General features: G+C 72.2%; 16 protein-coding genes and 1 pseudogene. 6 read left to right on the plus strand and 11 right to left on the minus strand.

Features of this window, described 5'->3' with window-relative positions; genetic code table 11:
• Both GRC12_RS45485 and GRC12_RS11170 read right to left on the minus strand, forming a co-directional pair.
• Positions 1–83, minus strand: a pseudogene (locus GRC12_RS45485) (SGNH/GDSL hydrolase family protein); the annotation flags it as partial.
• A gap of 57 nt (positions 84–140) precedes the next feature.
• Positions 141–1,034, minus strand: a complete 894-nt coding sequence (locus tag GRC12_RS11170; RefSeq protein ID WP_208779047.1) for an NAD(P)-dependent oxidoreductase — start codon at positions 1,032–1,034, stop codon at positions 141–143.
• A gap of 156 nt (positions 1,035–1,190) precedes the next feature.
• Here GRC12_RS11170 and GRC12_RS11175 point away from each other — a divergent pair, with 156 nt between their 5' ends.
• Positions 1,191–1,787, plus strand: coding sequence for a TetR/AcrR family transcriptional regulator (locus GRC12_RS11175; protein ID WP_208779048.1), 597 nt, complete (start codon positions 1,191–1,193; stop codon positions 1,785–1,787).
• Positions 1,788–1,909: 122 nt separating this feature from the next.
• Entirely contained in the window at positions 1,910–3,283 is a 1,374-nt protein-coding gene (locus GRC12_RS11180) for a Tat pathway signal sequence domain protein (RefSeq protein WP_208779049.1), read from the plus strand.
• Between the two features lies 1 nt (position 3,284).
• Here the strand turns inward: GRC12_RS11180 and rutA are convergent, their stop codons facing one another.
• On the minus strand, positions 3,285–4,370 hold the full coding sequence (gene rutA / locus GRC12_RS11185) for a pyrimidine utilization protein A (RefSeq protein ID WP_208779088.1): 1,086 nt from the start codon (positions 4,368–4,370) through the stop codon (positions 3,285–3,287).
• Between the two features lie 169 nt (positions 4,371–4,539).
• Here rutA and GRC12_RS11190 point away from each other — a divergent pair, with 169 nt between their 5' ends.
• From GRC12_RS11190 to GRC12_RS11200, 3 genes are read left to right on the plus strand one after another with little or no spacing between them, the layout of a single operon-like run.
• Positions 4,540–7,446 (plus strand): SpoIIE family protein phosphatase, encoded by a 2,907-nt coding sequence (locus GRC12_RS11190; RefSeq protein ID WP_208779050.1) that lies wholly within the window; start codon positions 4,540–4,542, stop codon positions 7,444–7,446.
• A gap of 48 nt (positions 7,447–7,494) precedes the next feature.
• On the plus strand, positions 7,495–8,346 hold the full coding sequence (locus GRC12_RS11195; RefSeq protein ID WP_208779051.1) for a helix-turn-helix domain-containing protein: 852 nt from the start codon (positions 7,495–7,497) through the stop codon (positions 8,344–8,346).
• 52 nt (positions 8,347–8,398) lie between these two features.
• Positions 8,399–8,815, plus strand: coding sequence for a VOC family protein (locus GRC12_RS11200; RefSeq protein ID WP_208779052.1), 417 nt, complete (start codon positions 8,399–8,401; stop codon positions 8,813–8,815).
• Positions 8,816–8,824: 9 nt separating this feature from the next.
• Here the strand turns inward: GRC12_RS11200 and GRC12_RS11205 are convergent, their stop codons facing one another.
• The 6 genes from GRC12_RS11205 to GRC12_RS11230 all read right to left on the minus strand — a co-directional run bounded on the left by GRC12_RS11205 (position 8,825) and on the right by GRC12_RS11230 (position 15,578).
• On the minus strand, positions 8,825–9,931 hold the full coding sequence (locus GRC12_RS11205) for an NAD(P)/FAD-dependent oxidoreductase (RefSeq protein ID WP_208779053.1): 1,107 nt from the start codon (positions 9,929–9,931) through the stop codon (positions 8,825–8,827).
• Positions 9,932–10,088: 157 nt separating this feature from the next.
• Positions 10,089–11,417, minus strand: coding sequence for an enolase C-terminal domain-like protein (locus tag GRC12_RS11210; protein WP_208779054.1), 1,329 nt, complete (start codon positions 11,415–11,417; stop codon positions 10,089–10,091).
• 41 nt (positions 11,418–11,458) lie between these two features.
• A complete protein-coding gene (locus GRC12_RS11215; RefSeq protein WP_208779055.1) occupies positions 11,459–12,796 on the minus strand; it encodes a gluconate:H+ symporter in 1,338 nt (445 codons plus the stop codon).
• Between the two features lie 145 nt (positions 12,797–12,941).
• Entirely contained in the window at positions 12,942–13,703 is a 762-nt protein-coding gene (locus GRC12_RS11220) for a sulfite exporter TauE/SafE family protein (protein ID WP_208779056.1), read from the minus strand.
• Positions 13,704–13,776: 73 nt separating this feature from the next.
• Positions 13,777–14,898, minus strand: a complete 1,122-nt coding sequence (locus GRC12_RS11225) for a Gfo/Idh/MocA family protein (RefSeq protein ID WP_208779057.1) — start codon at positions 14,896–14,898, stop codon at positions 13,777–13,779.
• Positions 14,868–15,578, minus strand: coding sequence for a ThuA domain-containing protein (locus GRC12_RS11230; RefSeq protein ID WP_208779058.1), 711 nt, complete (start codon positions 15,576–15,578; stop codon positions 14,868–14,870). Before GRC12_RS11230 ends, GRC12_RS11225 begins: the two co-directional genes overlap by 31 nt.
• Positions 15,579–15,666: 88 nt before the next feature.
• On the opposite strand from GRC12_RS11230, the gene GRC12_RS11235 reads away from it, so the two are divergent.
• The gene (locus GRC12_RS11235; RefSeq protein ID WP_208779059.1) at positions 15,667–16,455 is read left to right on the plus strand and encodes an SGNH/GDSL hydrolase family protein; all 789 of its coding nucleotides are present in this window, start codon (positions 15,667–15,669) and stop codon (positions 16,453–16,455) included.
• A gap of 15 nt (positions 16,456–16,470) precedes the next feature.
• Here GRC12_RS11235 and GRC12_RS11240 read toward each other — a convergent pair whose 3' ends face one another.
• Both GRC12_RS11240 and GRC12_RS11245 read right to left on the minus strand, forming a co-directional pair.
• Positions 16,471–17,730: a PP2C family protein-serine/threonine phosphatase gene (locus GRC12_RS11240; RefSeq protein WP_208779060.1), complete on the minus strand. Its 1,260-nt coding sequence runs from the start codon at positions 17,728–17,730 to the stop codon at positions 16,471–16,473.
• Between the two features lie 52 nt (positions 17,731–17,782).
• Positions 17,783–18,238, minus strand: a complete 456-nt coding sequence (locus tag GRC12_RS11245; protein ID WP_208779061.1) for a PaaI family thioesterase — start codon at positions 18,236–18,238, stop codon at positions 17,783–17,785.
• Between the last annotated feature and the right edge of the window lie 56 nt (positions 18,239–18,294).

The following is an 18,294-nucleotide window of genomic DNA, read 5'->3' on the forward strand; positions in this document are numbered from 1 at the left end:
CCCCCGAGCTCGTCCCCGTCGCCCACTCCCTCGGTCTGGCTGTCCCCCAGGGCGACGTACCGCAGATACCCGCTGTCGGTCATGAAGCCCCCGTCGATGCGTCATCAACCATGCGACTAGTCACCTATTCGCATTGTTGACTATAGCGTCGGTCGGCCCGCTCCGTCGGTCCGGGATTCCAAGGCGTGCAGCACGGCCACCATGTCCTCGCCGCCGTGCCCCTGCTCGACGGTCTCGCCGAAAAGCGTGTGGCAGATGTCGAGAAGGGGCGAGGCCAGGCCGGCCTTGCGGGCGGCCTCGGCGATCAGACGGTTGTTCTTCAGTACGTCGGAGGCGCCCGCCTGGACCGCGAAGTCCCGGGCCAGCAGCTTCGGCGCCTTCATCCGGGAGACCGCGCTGGCCATCGGACCCGCGTCGAGGACGTCCAGGAACAGCCTCCGGTCGAGGCCGTTCCGGTCGGCGAAGTGGAAGGCCTCCGTCAGACCGGTGACCAGGGTGATCAGGAACAGGTTCACCGACAGCTTCATCAGCAGCGCGTCCGGCACGGCACCGCAGTCGAACGTCTCACGGCACAGGGGCGCCAGCAGCGGCCGTACCGCCGCCACGGCCTCGCCGTCGCCGGCCAGCATCGCGACCAACTGCCCCTGTTCCGCAGGGACTCGGGAGCCGGACACCGGCGCCTCGACATAACGCCCGCCCGCCGCCCGCACGGCGTCCTGCAGACCGCCCGAGTACTCCGGCGCTGTCGTCCCCATGTGGACGACGGTGCGCCCCGCGACCCGCGCGGTGAAGTCCGGTGTGCCCCGGCCGAGGACGGCGTCGGTCGCGGCCTCGTCGGCGAGCATGAGGAAGACGACGCCCGCCCGGGCGAAGACCTCGGCGGGCTCGGCGGCGACCTCGGCTCCGGCGGCGCGCAAGGGCTCGCAGCGGTCCGGCGTGCGGTTCCAGACGAGGAGCGGTGTTCCCGCGCGGGCGAGGTTGAGCGCCATCGGGCGGCCCATCACCCCGAGACCGACGAATCCCACGTAGTCCACGATGCACCGCCGTTTCCGAGCCGCAGCTGCCACCTATGACCACGGTCACAGTCGAGCCGCAGCTGCCGACTATGACCGCGGTCATAGTAGCCGTCCCTATGACCGCGGTCATAGGGTGACCACCAAGACGCCGAGGGAGGTCGAGGGAGGTCGGGCATGGCGGAGTCCGAACGCGGGCCACGCGAGCGCATGGTCTTCAGCGCGGCCCAGCTCATCCGGCGCGAAGGCGTCGGGGCCACCGGCATGCGCGAGGTCGCCGCGCACGCCGAGGCCCCGCGCGGCTCGCTCCAGCACTACTTCCCGGGCGGAAAGGAGCAGTTGGTCAACGAGGCGGTGGGCTGGGCGGGCCGTTACGCCGGCAAGCGGGTCGCCCGTTTCCTCGCCGCGCTCGCGGAGCCGACGCCGAGCGGGCTGTTCGCCGAGATGGTGCGGCAGTGGACGGACGAGTACCGGACCGAGGGCTTCGCGGGCGGCTGCCCCGTCGCCGCCGCCACCGTGGACTGCGCCGAGTCCAGCACGTCCACCCGGGAAGCGGCGGCCACCGCGTTCGCCACCTGGACCGGGCCCGTGGCCGAGGCCCTGAGGGACATGGGCGTACCCGGCGAACGGGCCGGTGCCCTCGCCACGCTCATGATCAGCGCGCTGGAGGGCGCCATCCTCATCTCCCGGGCAGAACAGGACACCCGCGCCCTGACGACCGTGGCCCGGGAGCTGGGCCCCCTCCTCGACGCCGCTACCCACACCACCGGTTGACCGCTGCTCTCAACTGACCCTTACGCCACGGTCGTTGACCGGACTTCGGTTCCGCCAGCAGAATGGGCCCGCACCGTCTGAGAGCGCTCTCAGACGCGACCGTCACCTGCCCAGGGAGACCCATGACCGGCAGCCAAGGCCCCGGAATCAGCCGCCGTTCGCTCATCGGGACCGGAGTCGGCGCGGGCGCCGCCCTCCTCACCGCCGGGACCGGCACCGCCGAGGCGGCGAGCGGCCCCTCCGCCCCTCGCCGCGCCCTCTCCTTCCTCGCCACGGCCATGGACGCCTACCCGGACCACGGCACCGTCCGGCTGGCCCAGAGCTACACCGACCAGGCGGGCCTGTTCAGTACGGCGTTCACCTATGACAACGCCCTGGTGATCCTGGCGAACCTGGCCTCCGGCACGGCGGACGGCCGCACTCGCGCCACGGTCCTCGGGGACGCGCTGCTGTACGCGCAGGCCCATGACCCCGGCTACGACGACGGCAGGCTGCGCCAGGCCTACAACGTGGGCCCGTACACCTTCTACGACGGCTCGGCCCAGCCGGACGGGTTCGTCCGGGCGGACGGTACGGCCAACGTCGGCACCCAGTTCGGCTTCACCGGCACCGCGGTGGGCGACATGGCGTGGGCCGGCATCGCGCTCGGCGCCCTCGCCGGGCGGACCGGGGAGCGCCGGTTCCTGACCGGTGCCGTGCGGATCGGGGAGTGGATCGAGCGCACCGCCCGCACCGACGAGCCGCTCGGCGGCTACACGTTCGGGGTGAACGGAGCGGACGAGAAGCAGCCGTTCAGCTCCACCGAGCACAACACCGACCTGGTCGGTCTGTTCGGCAGGCTCGCCCGGCTGACCGGGGACCGGGTGTGGCGGGAGCGGCGGGCCTGGGCGAAGGCCTTCGTCGAGCGGATGTGGGAACCCGCCGGGGGCTTTTTCTACACCGGTTCCAACGACGGCGTGACGATCAACAGGTCGCCCGTCCCCGAGGACACCCAGACCTGGACCCGCCTCGCCCTCCCCTCCCCTGCCCACGCGCGCTCCGTGGACTGGGCGGCCACCCACCTCGCCGTGCTGGACACCGCCGACCGGCCCAACAGCACGGTGGGGGCAGGGCAGTCGTACGAGGGCGTCACCTTCAGTTCGGCCGGTCTGGTGGCGAACGAGGACGCGCCGATCGCCAGTGGGCAGCCGAAGCCCGACCGCAACGGCGTGTGGTTCGAGGGCACGGCCCATCTCGCGCTCGCCCTGCGCGACCGCCGGGCTCCCGGCGACGAGGCGCGCGCCCGGGGCCTGATCGCGTCCGTCGAGCGCGCCCAGGACCTGCTCGGCGCAGGTCAGACCCTCGGGTCGGTGGCGGTGGCCGAGCGGTCCGGGGTCGTCTCGGCCAGCAGCCCCCTCGACACCGGTTTCGGGTTCGGCTACTACCCCTACCGGCACACGGGCGCCACCGCCTGGTACCTGCTGGCCGTCGCACGCGCCAACCCGCTGCGGGCCTGAGTCAGTTCGCCGCCACGGTGCGCCCGGCCCGCGAGCGCATCAGCGGCTGGATACGGGTGCCGAAGTTCTCGATGCCTTCGAGGAAGTCGTCGAAGACGAGCATGATGCCCTTGGTGCCGGGGACTTCGGCGATCTCGTCGAGCATCCGGGCGACGCTCTCGTACGACCCGACGAGTGTGCCCATGTTGAAGTTGACGGCGCCTTCGGGGGCCACGATGGTGCGGGCGGTGGAGGAGTCGTCGGCGGTCGTGTCCGTGGCCGACTCCCCCGCCATGTAGGCGAGGGCCGCGTGGTCGGCGTGGTCGTGGTAGTCCTGCCACTTGGCCCGGGCCGCCTGGTCCGTCTCGTCCGCGATGACCATGAACAGGGAGAGCGCGCCGACGTCCCGGCCGCTGTCGCGGGCCGCCTCCGCCAGGGCGGCCGTGGTGTCGGCGAAGGCGAGCGGGGTGTTGACGCCGCTGCCCAGGACGAAGTTGTAGTCGGCGTGCTCGGCGGCGAAGCGGATGCCGGTGCCGCTCTGGCCGGCGGCGACGATGTCGATGTGCCCGTCCGCCGGGCGCGGGGAGAGCACGCAGTCGTCCATCTCATAGAACTCGCCCTTGAAGTTGCTGACGCCCTCGCGCCACAGCTCCCTCAGCACGGTGACGTACTCGACGGCCCGGGCGTAGCGGTTGCCGAAGTGCTCGTCGCCGGGCCACAGGCCCATCTGGCCGTACTCGCCGGGCGCCCAGCCGGTGACGATGTTGACGCCGAAGCGGCCGGGGGCGATGGAGTCGACCGTCACGGCCATGCGGGCGACGATGGCCGGCGGCAGGGCGAGGATCGGTGTCGAGGCGTAGAGCCTGATGCGGTCCGTCACGGCGGCCAGGCCCGCCATCAGGGTGAACGATTCGAGACAGTGGTCCCAGAACTCCGTCTCGCCGCCGAAGCCCTTGAGTTTGATCATCGACAGGGCGAAGTCGAGGCCGTGTTCCTCGGCCTTGCGCACGACCGCCTTGTTCAGCTCGAACGTCGGCATGTACTGCGGCGAGCTCTTGGATATGAGCCAGCCGTTGTTGCCGATGGGGATGAAGACACCGATGTCCATGCCGCTCCTCATGATCGGAAGCCTGCCCGTGCGAGGGCACGGTACACGGCCGAAATTTCAACAACTTGCCGTTGTCCGTTGGCTGTTGAGGAAGCAGAGTTGCGGGAGGCGGCCGGCCGGAATCCGTGAAGCAGGTTTCGATCGGAAACAGGAACGATAAGTTCCCACCATGAACGCGCGGCTCGCTCTTCTCGGCACGGTGTCTCCCGGTGTGACGGAGAGCGAGGTCTTCAGGCTGGCGCTCGGGCAGGCGGTGGGCGAGCTGAGCGGGCTCGGCGGCACCATGCACCTGCGCGGACCGATGTCGGCGCTGCGGCTGGTGTCCTCGGTGGGGTTGCCGCCCGCGCTCACCCGTTCCTGGGAGATCGTCGACCAGGAGGGCCCGCTGGCCCCGGCCCGCGCCCTCCAGCAGGGCGAGGGCGTCTGGGTGCCGCACTCCGCTCCCGGCACCCCGCCCGGACCGGTGTGGCCCGGCACGGGGCTCGCCGCCCTGCCGGTGTTCAGCGGGCGGCGCAGCATCGGCGCGCTGACGGTCCTGGCGGGCGACGAGGGCGAACCCACCTCGCGGCACTGGGACTTCCTGCGGGACGTGGTCGCCTGGACCGAGGACCGTATGGCCCAGGCCCCGCCGCCGTCCGGACCCGCGCAGCCCGAGCTGAACGGCGAGCGCCTGCGGCACGCCCTCAAGGAGGTCCAGGTCGGTTCCTGGGACTGGGACATCCGGGGCGGCGAGCTCATCTGGGACGAGGCGGCCCTGGAGCTGTACGGCACCCGGCCCGCCGACTTCACCGGGAAGATCGAGAACTGGATGCGGATCGTCCACCCCGACGACCTGGCACCGACCCTGGCGGCGGCCCAGCGGGCGATCCTCGACCACACCGTCTACGAGGCCGAGTACCGGGTACGGCGGCTGGACGGCACCTGGGGCTGGACCCAGGCGCGCGGCCGGGCCACGTACGACGAGAACGGCGAGCCGCTGCGGATGATCGGCGTGGGCTGGGAGAGCAACGAGTCGCGCACCGCCCGCGACGCGCTCAGCCGGGCTCTGCGGCACATGAGCGACGGGTTCATCGCGGTGGACGACGAGTGGCGGATCACCTTCGTCAATCTGGAGGCGGAACGTTTTCTGGGCTTCTCCGAGGAGGAGTTGTTCGGCCGGCTGCTGTGGGACCTGCCGGCCGCCCGGGACATTCCGGGGCTGCGCGCCGGATGCCTGGAGGCGGCGGCCGAGGAGCGGCCCGCCGGCTTCGACGTCCCCGTCCCGGACTGCGGGCGGCGGCTGCACCTGCGGCTGGTGCCCGGACCCGACGGACGCACCCTCTACTTCCAGGACGTCACCGAGAAGCGGCGGCTGGCGGAGGAACAGCAGGCGGCCGAACGCGACGCGGCCGAACGCTCGGCCCGGCTGGCGGAGCTGACCGCGGAACTGGCCAAGGCGACGACCTCCCAGGACGTGGTGGACGTGGTCGCCCGGCGGGTGCTGCCGGCGTTCGCCGCCGCGGGTCTGCTGGTTCAGGTCATCGAGTCGGACCGGCTGCACCACGTCGGGGCGGTCGGCTTTCCCGACGGCTTCGTCGACAGGCTCGACACGCGCCCCCGGACGGGACGCGGCGACCCGGCGTGGGACACGATCACCGCCGGGACACCGCTGTTCCTGTCCTCGTCGTCGGAGTTCGCCGCGCGCTACCCCGAGACCGCGCACCTGGCGGCCGTCGGCGGCAAGCGGTCCTGGGCCTTTCTGCCGCTGACGGCGTCCGGGCACACCTTCGGTGTCTGCGTGGTCGCCTTCGACCGGCCCAGGCTGCTCACCTACCAGGAGCGCGACCTGCTGACCACCATCAGCGCCCTGGTCGCCCAGTCGCTGGAACGGGCCCGTCTCTACGACGCCGAGCACACCCGGTCCCGCGAGCTCCAGCGCAGTCTGCTCCCCCAGGCCCTTCCCGACCTGCCGGAGTGCACGGCCGCCGCCCGCTATCTGCCCGCCGGGCCGGGCACGGACGTGGGCGGCGACTGGTACGACATCATCCCGCTGTCCGGCGGACGGGTCGCGCTCTGCGTCGGCGACGTCATGGGGCACGGTCTGCCGGAGGCGGCCACCATGGGCCGGCTGCGCACCGCCGTGCACACGCTGGCCGACCTGGAACTGCCGCCCGACGAGATCATGGGCCACCTCAACGACATCGTCGACGGCATGGGTGAGACCTCGTACGTCACCTGCCTGTTCGCGGTGTACGACGCCACCACCCGGGTCTGTTCCATCGCCCGCGCCGGACATCCGCCGCCCGCCCTGGTCCGCCCCGACGGCACCGTGCACTTCCCCGACCACGAGGCCGATCCGCCGCTCGGCGCCGCTGAACCGCCTTTCGACACCGTGGAGTTGGAGGTGCCGGAGGGCAGTCTGCTGGTGTTGTACACGGACGGTCTGGTCGAGTCGGCGAAGCGGGAGATCGACGAAGGGACGGCGGAGCTGGCACGGCTCCTGGGCACGGCCCACGCGGACGGCACGGCCCTGGATCTGGAGCGGCTGTGCGACACGCTGACGGCCGGTCTGCTGCCCGCCGGCCAGCGGGCCGCCGACGACGCCGCGTTCCTGGTCGCGCGGCTGCACGCGCTGCCCGCGGACCGGATGGCGTCCTGGTCGCTGCCCCTGGACCCTAAGGCGGCGGGCCAGGCCCGCCGCCATGTACGCGAGCAACTGGCCGCCTGGGACCTGGACGGCCTGACCGCCACCACCGAGCTGCTGGCCAGCGAACTCGTCGGCAACGTGGTGCGCCACGCCAAGGGCCCGGTGCGACTGCGGCTGCTGTACCGGGCGGGACTGGTCTGCGAGGTCTTCGACGGCAGTCAGACGATGCCGCGGATCCGGCGGGCGACGGAGACGGACGAGGGCGGCCGGGGGTTGCAGCTGATCGCGGCCCTGTCGGCGCGCTGGGGAGCGCGCTACACACCGACGGGCAAGTGCATCTGGGCCGAACTTCCGCTGCCGGACGGCTCGGACGAGGAGCCGGCCGACGCGATGGAGCTGATGTTCCTCGGCGGGGGTGACCTCGAGACGGACTGGGACGCGCTGCTGTGAACTCGGCGTCCACGAGACCGTTCCGGGCCGGCGCGGCACAATGGCCGTATGGTCGCCGAGGTCGTGGACGAGGCGGTACGGGTGCTGCCGGCGCCGCCGCTCAGGGGACTGGTCGGCTGGTACTCCGGCTACCGGCAGCGGGGCGTCCCCGCCGCCACGCACCGCGGGCTGCCCTCGCCCTGGCTGACGCTGATCCTGACCCTGGACGAGCCGCTGAGCATCGCCGCCCACCCCGACCCGGGCGCCGCGCCCGGCGACTACCCGACGCTGCTCGGCGGTCTGCACACCTCGCCCGCCCTCATCCGGATCCCCGGCCGGCAGTCCGGCATCCAGCTGGCGATCAGCCCGCTCGGCGCCCGCGTCCTGCTGGGGCTGCCCGCGGGCGAGCTGGCCGGGATCGACGTCCACGCCGACGACGCCCTGGGGCCGGACGTGCGCGAGGTGCACGGCAGACTGCGCGAGGCACCCGACTGGCCCGCCCGCTTCCGGGTCCTCGACGACTGGCTGCTGACCCGGCTGACACGCCACGACGGCACCCGCACGGCCGCGGCGCCCCTCACGGAGGCCTGGCGGCGGCTGCTGGCCACCGGCGGCCGGGTGCGCGTCGAGGAGCTCGCCGCCGTGACCGGCTACAGCGACCGCCACCTGCGCAACCGCTTCCGCGCGGAGATCGGCCTCACCCCCAAGGCGGCCGCCCGCGTCGTCCGCTTCGACCTGACCCGGCGCCGCCTCGCGCGGCGGCCGGACCGGCCCGACCTCGCCGCTCTGGCCGCCGACTGCGGTTACGCGGACCAGTCCCACCTCGACCGCGAGTTCGCGGCGCTGGCCTCGTGCACGCCGAGCGCCTGGCTGGCCCAGGAGTTCCGAAACATCCAATCCGGGCACCATCCGCCCGCGTGACGCTGAGGGGGTACGGCCGACTCAGGCTCCCCGCACCGAAAGGCACACCGTCATGACCGAGACCGCCAAGCAGCCGCCCGCCCCGCAGGTCTGGCCCACCCTGCGCGCCCGCGACGCCCGGGCGCTGATCCGCTTCCTGGTCGACGCCTTCGGCTTCGAGGAGACCGTCGTCTACGGCGACGGCGATCTCGTCGAGCACGCCCAGCTCAGCTGGCCCGAGGGGGGCGGGGTGATGCTGGGCTCGGTGCGCGAGAACCAGGATCCCGGCGAGGGCCCGACCCCGCCCGGCGCCTTCAGCGCCTATGTCGTCACCGCCGACCCGGACGCCGTGCACGCCCGTGCCAAGGCGGCCGGCGCCGACATCACCACCGGCCTCCACGTCACCGACTACGGCTCCCGCGACTTCGCCGCACGCGATCCCGAGGGCAACCGCTGGTACTTCGGCACGTACCGGGGCGAGCCGCGCTGAGTGGCGGTCTCAGGTCGCGGTGTAGCCGAGCTGGCGTCGCATGTACGGCGTCATCAGGGTCTTCGCCTTGGCCAGCACCGAGGTGCGGCCTCCCAGGACGGCGGTCTCACCGCCCGGGATGGGAACCGCCGTGACACCGTCGGCGGAGCCGAACGGGACGATCACCGGGGTGCGATGGAAGGGCCGGTACAGGCGCAGGTCCCTGCGGTGGCGTCCGGCGTCGTTCAGGTAGGTGCGGATGTTCCAGGCGGCGAGGTCGGCCTGGGCCAGCGCGGCCGGGGTGATCTTGAGCTCGGTGGCGTCGTTGACGTCGCCGACCGCGAAGACGTCCAGGCGTCCCCCGACGCGCAGCGTCCGGTCGACCTTGATGTGTCCGGCCTCGTTCAGCCAGTCGCCGTGGCCGCCCAGTCGCAGCCAGAGCGTGTTGGGCGTGGTGCCCGTCGCCCAAAAGGACAGGTCCGCGGCGATGACGTTGCCCCGGGCGTCGCGGTAGGTGCCGAAGTCGTTGCCGGGCGACATGAACGAGTCGAGGCGGACCTCGACGTCGTGCGACTCCAGCCAGGCGCGGGCGCGCCGGCCGGCGCGTGCGATGCCGGTCGAGTGCAGCAGTTCGGTGCCGGAGTGGGCGAGGGTGACCCGGGCGTCCGGGCGGGCCAGGCGTATCTCGGCGCTGAGTTCGACCCCGGAGGGCCCGCCGCCGACGACCAGGATGTGCTCGGCGTCGGCCACCTTGTGCTGGTGGCCGGCGAAGGCCTCGACCGCCTCGTCGGCGGTGCTGCCGACGAAGCGGGCCGGTTCGGGGTAGTCGGCGCCGGTGGCGATCACCACCACGTCGTACGGCAGCCGCTCCCCCGTGCCCAGCACCACCTGCCGCTCGGCGGTGTCGACACGGATCACCTTGCCCACGACGAACCGGCCGTGCTGCAGCAGCCGGTCGTAGGGGATGAACGGCGTCACGGACCACTCCGGGCGGACTCCGGCCCGCAGGGAGGCGATCCGGTGGAAGAACACCTCCTTGCGGTCCACGAGCGTCACCCGCGCCGTCCCGTCGAGTCGTTTCGCCACGCGCACGCCCGCGTAGCCACCGCCTATCACCACTACGTCGCCGTGCAGCACGCCGGGTCTCCTGTGCAAGTGGGGGGTGACGAGCGGCGCCCTCCGTCGGCTCCCCCGGCCACTCGAACTCGTGAGCAGACTAGCGCTTGAACTTTTGAGCAAATGGGGGGAATGTGTGTGCGTCGCGTGAAGTGATGGGGCGGGCTCGCCGCCGAACTCATCGTACGAGACAGGGGCGTTGGGCGTCGAAGGTCCAGCCGTCGATGAGATAGCGCATGCCGATCGCGTCGTCGCGCCCCGACAGCGCCTTCGCCCGGTACAACTCGTGGGCCGCCATGAGCCGTTCCCGGTCGAGGCGTACGCCGAGGCCGGGGGTGTCCGGCACGGCGACCTCGCCGCCGACGATCCTCGGCGGCTCGACGGTGAGCCGCTCCTGTCCCTCCTGCCAGATCCAGTGCGTGTCCAGCGCGTTGTACTCGCCCGGGGCCGCGGCTCCGCAGTGCGCCATCATCGCGAGCGAGATGTCGAAGTGGTTGTTGGAGTGGCAGCCCCAGGTCAGTCCCATCGCGTCGCACAACTGGGCCACGCGCACCGACCCCTGCAGGGTCCAGAAGTGCGGGTCGGCGAGCGGGATGGAGACGGACTGCAGCGCGAGCGCGTGGGTCAGCTGCCGCCAGTCGGTGGCGATCATGTTGGTGGCCGTGGGCAGCCCGGTGGCCCGGCGGAACTCCGCGAGGATCTCGCGGCCCGAGTAGCCGCCCTCGGCTCCGCAGGGATCCTCGGCGTAGGCGAGGGTGCCGACGAGCGGGCGGCACAGCTCGACGGCCTCGCGCAGGGACCAGGCGCCGTTCGGGTCCAGCGTGACGCGGGCTTCGGGGAACCGGTCCTTCAGCGCCCGTACGGCCTCGACCTCCTCGGCGCCGGGCAGGACACCGCCCTTGAGCTTGAAGTCCCGGAAGCCGTAGCGGTCGTAGGTGGCCTCGGCCTGGCGGACGATCGCCTCGGGGGTCAGCGCCTCCTCGTGACGGAGTCGGTACCACTCCACCTCGGCGTCCGGCGCGCGGTGGTAGTCGAGGTCGGTGCGGTCGGGGTCGCCGACGTAGAAGAGGTAGCCGAGGACGCGTACGGCGTCGCGCTGCTTGCCGTCGCCGAGGAGTGCGGCGACCGGGACCTCCAGGTGCTGGCCGAGGAGGTCGAGGAGGGCCGACTCGATCGCGGTGACGGTGTGCACGGTGGTGCGCAGGTCGAAGGTCTGGGCACCGCGGCCGCCCGCGTCACGGTCGGCGAACCGGGCCCGGACGGACCGGAGTACGCGTTTGTAGTCGCCGACCTGCGCGCCCAGCACGAGGTGTTCGGCGTCGCGCAGCGTCTGGGTGATCCTCTCGCCGCCGGGCACCTCGCCCAGTCCGGTGCGCCCTTCGGAGTCCTCGATGACGAGGACGTTGCGGGTGAAGTAGGGGGCGTGGGCGCCGGAGAGGTTGAGCAGCATGGAGTCCCGGCCGGCGACCGGGTAGACGGAGAACGTCGTGACGACGGGCTGGGGCATGGGCAAGTGCCTTTCTCGTGCGGGAGGTTGGCGATGAGGTGTCACACGTTGAGTGCGTCGAGCACCTGTTCAAGGACGAGCACGCCGCCCAGGCCGAGTATCGCGAGCACCGTCGTGTAGGTCGTCCGTGCCTTGATCGCGTCGATGACGGACAGGTTGAAGTACTCCTTGAACATCCAGAAGCCGGGATCGTTCACATGGGAGAACGCGATCGAGCCGCAGGAGACGGCGAGCACCATGACCTCGGGGTGGACGCCACTGCCGGCGAGCAGGGGCAGCGCGACACCGGAGGCGGTGACGACGGCGACGGTCGCGGAACCGAGGGCGACGCGGAGGATGGCGGCGATCAGCCAGGCCAGGATGATCGGCGAGATGGACCAGTGCTCGGTGGAGTCCCTGATGTAGTCGGAGATGCCGCCCTCGACCAGCACCTGCTTGAAGGCGCCTCCCGCGCCGATGACCAGCAGGATCATCGCCATGGCCTGGGCGGCCTCCCGGCAGGATGCGGCGACGTCCGCGAGGCTGCGCCCGATGCGCGGGCCGAGCGCCCAGATCGCCAGGAGCAGGGTGAGCAGCAGGGCGATCGGCGCCGAGCCGATGAACGCGACGAAGTGCAGCCACGGGCTCGATCCGGAGGTGGCCAGGTCGGTCACCGCGGCGCCCGCGATCAGCACGACGGGCAGCAGCGCCACGGCGAGCGACCAGCCGGTGCCGGGCAGTTCCTCCTCCTCGAAGACGCGCTCGCTGACCAGACCCTTGGGGACGGTCGGGTTCATCGCGCGCACGAACGGCAGCCGCGGCCAGACCAGGGCGACGAGGGCACCGGCCGGGACGGCGACGAACAGGCCGTAGAACAGGGTGAGTCCGACGGAGGCGTGGAAGGTGGCGGCGACGGCGGTCGGGCCCGGGTGGGGCGGCAGGAAGCTGTGCATGGTGGACAGCGCGATCGACATCGGCAGGCCCACCCACAGCAGGTTGGAGCGGGTGACGCGGACCAGGGTGAAGGCCACCGGCACGATGATGACGAAGGCCACCTCGTAGAACATGGTCACGCCGATGAGCATGGCGGTCAGCACCATGGCGACCTGGACCCAGCGCGGGCCGCAGACGTCGAGGATCCTGGTGGCGATGCGCTGGGCCGCGCCGGAGTCCCCCATCACCCGCCCGACCATGGCGCCGAGCCCGATGGTGAGCATCGTGTCGCCGATCTGGCCGCCGATTCCCTCGGACAGGACGTCCGAGATCTTCTCCAGGGGGATGCCCCGGACCACGGCCACCCCCACCGCCACCAGGAGCAGCGCGGCGAAGCCGTTCAGCCGGAGCTTCGTCATCAGGAACAGGAGGATCAGCACGCTGACCCCGACCACCACGAGCGGCATCTGTCAGTTCTCCCTTGAACTGCCGTTCATTCACTTGAACGAAGTCCTCGCATGAGGACGTCGTCTACATATGAGGACGGAGGCTAGGTTGATCGACACGGCCGGGTCAATGGGTGCGCACCGGTCGGCTCGGGCTGACGTGTCGTCAGCCGGTCCGGTACCAGAGGGATACGGCCAGACCGAGCCCCGCGAGCGCGATGGCGATCCGCAGCGGTTTCTCCGGCAGCCGCCGTACGACCACCGGGCCCACCCGGCTGCCGATCAGACAGCCGAGGCCGAGTGCCGCCGCCGCCCTCCAGTCGACCGGCGCGAGGAAGGCGTAGGCGACCGCCGCGGTGACGTTGGCGGCTCCGGTGGCGACGTTCTTCACGGCGTTGGTCACCCGGAGCGGCTCGTCCGCGGCGAGGGACAGCACCGCGAGCATCAGGACGCCGGCCGCGGCCCCGAAGTAGCCGCCGTAGAGCCCCACGAGGAGGACCGCGAGGATCAGCGGGAGCCGGCCGCGCAGGCCGTCCCGTGGCGGGCGTCGGTCGGCGAGCCGGCGCAGTGGTTCACGTACCAGAATCAGGACCGAGCCCAGGGCGATCAGCCACGGCACGACGTGCTCGAAGGCCGACGACGGCGTGCCCAGCAGCAGTGCCGCGCCGATGGAGCCGCCGACCGCCGAGAGGAGCCCGAGCCGGACCAGACGGCGGCGCTGTCCGCGCAGCTCCTCGCGTGAACCGGCCGCGGTTCCCAGGGTGTTGGTGAACAGCGCGACCGTGTTGGTGACGTTGGCGGCCACCGGCGGCAGACCGGCGGCCAGCAGCGCGGGATAGCTGAAGAGCGAGGCCAGTCCCGCGATCGATCCGGCGAGCCCGGAGGCGACGCCGGCCACGGCGAGCAGGAACACGGAGCCGGCCGACACGGGGCCCCCTCTCCAGTCGGTGAGCACGGAGGCCCCATCCTGCCCGGCGGACGTCCCATATGTAAGACGGTGTCTACATAGGGAGACGGCCTTGGGCTCCCTTCCACATCCACGCCGGAGTCAGCGGGACCGGCTCGGGTCGCTCCACGGAGGTCGTCAGCGTGATGCGCCTGCCCTCGGCCGCGGAGCGCAGCAGCGCGGTCATCGTCTCCAGGACGTGCAGGGCGACGTCCCCGCCGGCGCGGGGCGGGCGCCGGTCGTCGGCCCTGAGGAAGTCGAGCAGGCCGATGCCGCGGGCCGCGTCGGCGTAACCCGCCGAGGGTTCGAGGGTGCGCCAGTCGGTGCCGCCCAGCTCGAAGAGCCGTACTTCACCGTCGAAATGGTTGGGATCGGGGACGGCCAGGGTCCCCCTCTCGCCGTGGACCTCGATCGGGGCGGCGGTCGTGGTGACGCCGTCGAAGCTCGTGGTGAGGGTGGAGAGGGCGCCGCCGGCGTGTTCCAGGACGCCGGAGACATGACTGTCCACCTCGACCGGGATCCGCTCCCCCTGACGCGGCCCGGAGCCGATGACCCGCTCACCGCGCAGCCGGCTGGACGCGCCGGTCACCGTCCGCACCGGGCCCAGGAGTTGGACGAGCGCCGAGATGTAGTACGGCCCCATGTCCAGCAACGGGCCGCCGCCCGGCGCGTAGTAGAAGTCGGGGTTGGGGTGCCAGCGTTCGTGGCCCGGGGTGACCATGACCGCCGACGCCGCGAACGGCCGCCCGATCAGCCCGGCGTCGACGGCCGCGCGCGCCGTCTGGGTACCGGTGCCCAGGACGGTGTCCGGTGCGCAGGCCACACCGACTCCCGCCGCGGCGGCGGCGTCGATGACCGCTGTGCCGTCCTCGAAGGCACTGGCCAGCGGCTTCTCGGTGTAGACATGCTTGCCGCGGCCGATCGCGTCGAGGGCGATATCAGCGTGCGCGGCCGGGGTGGTGAGGTTGAGGACGGTGTGGAGATCGGGAGCGGCGAGCAGGTCCTCCACGCCCAACGCCTCGGTACCGGGCAGCTGTTGGGCGACCTCGGCCGCGCGGGCGGCGTCGAGGTCGGCGACCGCGGCGATCTGCACGTCGGGGTGCTCCGCGAGGGTGCCGAGGTAGGCCCGCGATATGACGCCGAGCCCTACGATGCCGATGCGGTGCGCGTCGCCCACAGCATTCCCCTCTCGATGACGGTACGCACGGCGGCGTCCTCCAGGACGTCGAGACTGTGTCCCGGCGTGGTGACGACGATGCGTCCCTCGCCCCAGCGCCGGGTCCAGATCGCCGGCGAGGTCACCGGACGGTGCCAGGGCTGCCAGGGCCGTACCGGATGGGTGGTGGTGGCGAGGACGTCGATGAGGTCGTCGTGGAGCACCCAGTACTGCTCGGTCTCCAGCTCGAAGTCCTCCAGCCCCGCGGTCACGGGGTGTTCGCGGCCGAGCTCCGTGAAGTGCACGGTGTGCGGCAGGAAGTTGTCGTCGGCCTCCCCGCGCCGAAGACAGGGCTCCTTGCCGGGGTGGGTCGCGAACTGGCCGCCGACCAGGTGGAGATAGTCGGAGGAGTCGCGGAAGGAGTCGGCGATCCCGCCGTGCCAGCCGGTGAGACCGGTCCCCGCGGCGACCGCCGCGCCGAGTCCGGCCACCTGCTCGTGAGTGATCTCCGCCATGGTCACGCATTGCACGATGAGATCGGTGACCCCCAACTCCTCGGCGTCGCCGTACACCTCGGTCGACTCCTCGACGCGCACGGCGTAGTCGTTGTCCTCGAGGAAGGGGATGAACAGCTCGGTCGCCTTGACCGGTTGATGCCCCTCCCATCCTCCGCGCACCACCAGGGCCCTCTTCCGCGCCACGTGCCGCTCCCTCTCCGGTAGTTGCCTTCGACGCAATGGGGCCTGCCCAGTCTGAACCACGGATGAACCGAAGATAGACTCGGGCGGCATGACCGTCTCACACCCGTTCACCCGCTACGTCGCGATCGGCGACAGCCTGACGGAAGGCGTCGGTGATCCCGCCCCGACGGGCGGGCCCCGGGGCTGGGCCGACCGGCTCGCCGAGACCCTCGCGCGGACGCAGCCGGGTCTGACCTACGCCAATCTGGCCGTGCGCGGAAAGACCAGCACCCAGATCAGGGCCGACCAGCTGTCCCCGGCGCTGGCGCTGCGTCCCGACCTGGTGACGGTGACGGCGGGCATGAACGACGTCGTACGGCGGCGCCACGACCCCGAGGCGGTCGCCGCGAACATCGAGGAGACGTTCGCCCGGCTGACCGCGTCGGGTGCCCACGTCGTCACGATGACCTTCCCCGACCTCGGCACGGTCTCCCCGGTCGCGCGCCGGGTGCGACCGCGCATCATCGGCCTCAACTCCCGGGTGCGCGAGATCGCGGGACGGTACGGCGTGTCGGTCCTGGACGTCTTCCCGCACTCCTTCACCGCGGATCCCCGCCTGTGGAGCGACGACCGTCTGCACGCGAGCCCGCTCGGGCACGCCCGGATCGCCGCCGGCATGGCCCACACCCTGGGTCTGCCGGGCCACGAGAACTGGGCGGAGCCGCTTCCCGCCCTGACCCCCGTGTCGGTGTTCCGCGCCCTGGGAGCCGATGTCCGCTGGGCGGTGGACCATGTCGGCCCCTGGGCATGGCGGCGCCTGCGCGGCCATGTACCCGGCGACGGTTTCGTGGCCAAGCGACCCGTGCCGAGCCCGGTGCTCCCCCAGCACGCGGGCTGAACCGCCCGGCCGGCTTCAACGGGAGCCGGTTCCGTCGCGCCGGGGCCGGGCCGCCAGGACCGCCACGTCGTCCTCGGCGTGCCGCGCACCCAGGCCGGTGAGGACGGTGTTCAGGATGTCCTCCACGCCGTCGCCGGGCCGGAACCGGATCCGGGCGAGCCGTTCCAGGGACACGTCGATGTCCTCGCCCCGCCGCTCGACGAGGCCGTCGGTGAACATCAGCAGCGTCTGCGTCTCGTCCAGGGCGCAGGTGGTGGGTTCGTAGCCCCCGAGCCCGGTGCCGAGCGGCGGTCCGACCGGCATCGGCAGAGCGACCGTCCCTCCGCGGCCACCGATCACCGTGGGCGGCAGATGCCCGGCACCGGCCAGCGTCACCCTGCCCCGGGCCGGGTCGACGCGGGCGATCAGACAGGTGGCGGGCCTGCGGTCCGGTGCGGCTGCGGCGATGTCGTCGAGCTGGCGCAGGATGCGCTGGGGCGGCAGATCGGCCGCGGCCAGGGAGCGCAGATCGGAACGGTACGCGGCCATGTCGACGGCGGCCTCCACGCCGTGTCCCATGACGTCGCCGACCACCAGCAGCGTGCGCCCGAAGTTCAGCCGTACCGTCTCGCACCAGTCACCGCCGACCAGGGCGCGCCGGCCGGCGGGCAGATAGCGGGTGGCCACGTCGAGGTTGGGGTGTGGACGTCCCGGTTCGGCACGCAGGGCGCGCTGCAGGTCCCCGGCGGTACGGCTGACACCGGCGTGGTCCCGGGCATGCCGGAGATGGGAGGCGGCCCGCTCCGCGAGAAGGGCGAGCAGCCGGGCCTCGGTCGGGGTGAAGGGTGCGCGCTCCCGGGCGCAGACGAGGGTGCCGTAGCGCAGCGCGCCGGTGGCCACGGGCACGCACAGCGCTGGACGTGACAGCCCGGGCGCCGTGGGACCGACCGGCGAGCAGGCCGGTGCTTCGGCCCACGAGTCCACCGTTTCCCGGGCGATCGCCGTGGCCCACCGGACGTCCGGCAAGGCGTCCGCCTCACCGGCGATCGCCCCGTACCCAGAGACCGTCGCGCCCTCGACCCGGACGACCGCGGCCGAGCAGCCGAAGCGGTCGGCGACCGCCCGGGTCAGCTCAGCGCAGGTCGTCTCCTCGTCGAGGGTCGTGCCGATGCCGGCCACCGCTGCCCGCAGCGTCTCCAGCACCTCGCCGACGGTGCCGCACGAGTCCGCCGCCGGGGACGCGTCCACCGGCGTGGCGGTGCGGAGCGACCGGATCAGCCGCACGACTCTGGACACCTTCAAATCGTGACAAACAGCGGCGCCACCCGCACAGCACTCGGCCCCACCGTCACCGCCGCCGCACGCTCCAGTCGAAGCTCCCCCGGCACACCGGCGCTCCGGACGCATCGACGACCTCGACCTCGGTGGACAGCCGGACCCTGTCGGTCTCACGCGTCCACAGCGGGCGCAGGGCGTCGCGGGCCTCGTCCGTCAGACGACAGGAGGCCAGGAGCCGTCCGCGCGCCGGGGCGAGGAACTCCAGGGAGGCGGCTCTGCCGAGCGGCACGACGCCCTCCATCTCACCGTCGTCGCCGCCGGCCGCGATGATCGCCGCCAGGCCGGTCGCGTCGATCAGGGCGACGAGCCCACTGGAGTGCAGCGAGCCGATGACGTTGGCCAGCTCCGGAGGCGTCCGCAGCGCCACCTCGGCCGCGGCGTCGGCGGCGCGGACGACCTCGATACCGGCGGTGCGATGCGCGGGTATCGGCTCCAGCAGCGTGCGGGCCAGCGCGGTCCTGTCCATGGCCGCAGCCTCGCACGGGCCGCTGGCCGGGAGGTGTCCACGAGGACAACAGCCCC

Source organism: Streptomyces griseorubiginosus (assembly GCF_017614965.1).
Lineage (GTDB): Bacteria > Actinomycetota > Actinomycetes > Streptomycetales > Streptomycetaceae > Streptomyces > Streptomyces griseorubiginosus_B.

Excerpts from the sequence above, each read along its gene's own strand:
- GRC12_RS11190 (WP_208779050.1), top strand. The coding sequence starts at position 4,540 with ATGAACGCGCGGCTCGCTCTTCTCGGCACGGTGTCTCCCGGTGTGACG.
- rutA (WP_208779088.1), bottom strand. The coding sequence starts at position 4,370 with ATGGACATCGGTGTCTTCATCCCCATCGGCAACAACGGCTGGCTCATA.
- GRC12_RS11245 (WP_208779061.1), bottom strand. The coding sequence starts at position 18,238 with ATGGACAGGACCGCGCTGGCCCGCACGCTGCTGGAGCCGATACCCGCG.
- GRC12_RS11210 (WP_208779054.1), bottom strand. The coding sequence starts at position 11,417 with ATGCCCCAGCCCGTCGTCACGACGTTCTCCGTCTACCCGGTCGCCGGC.
- GRC12_RS11215 (WP_208779055.1), bottom strand. The coding sequence starts at position 12,796 with ATGCCGCTCGTGGTGGTCGGGGTCAGCGTGCTGATCCTCCTGTTCCTG.
- GRC12_RS11235 (WP_208779059.1), top strand. The coding sequence starts at position 15,667 with ATGACCGTCTCACACCCGTTCACCCGCTACGTCGCGATCGGCGACAGC.
- GRC12_RS11195 (WP_208779051.1), top strand. The coding sequence starts at position 7,495 with ATGGTCGCCGAGGTCGTGGACGAGGCGGTACGGGTGCTGCCGGCGCCG.
- GRC12_RS11200 (WP_208779052.1), top strand. The coding sequence starts at position 8,399 with ATGACCGAGACCGCCAAGCAGCCGCCCGCCCCGCAGGTCTGGCCCACC.
- GRC12_RS11175 (WP_208779048.1), top strand. The coding sequence starts at position 1,191 with ATGGCGGAGTCCGAACGCGGGCCACGCGAGCGCATGGTCTTCAGCGCG.
- GRC12_RS11180 (WP_208779049.1), top strand. The coding sequence starts at position 1,910 with ATGACCGGCAGCCAAGGCCCCGGAATCAGCCGCCGTTCGCTCATCGGG.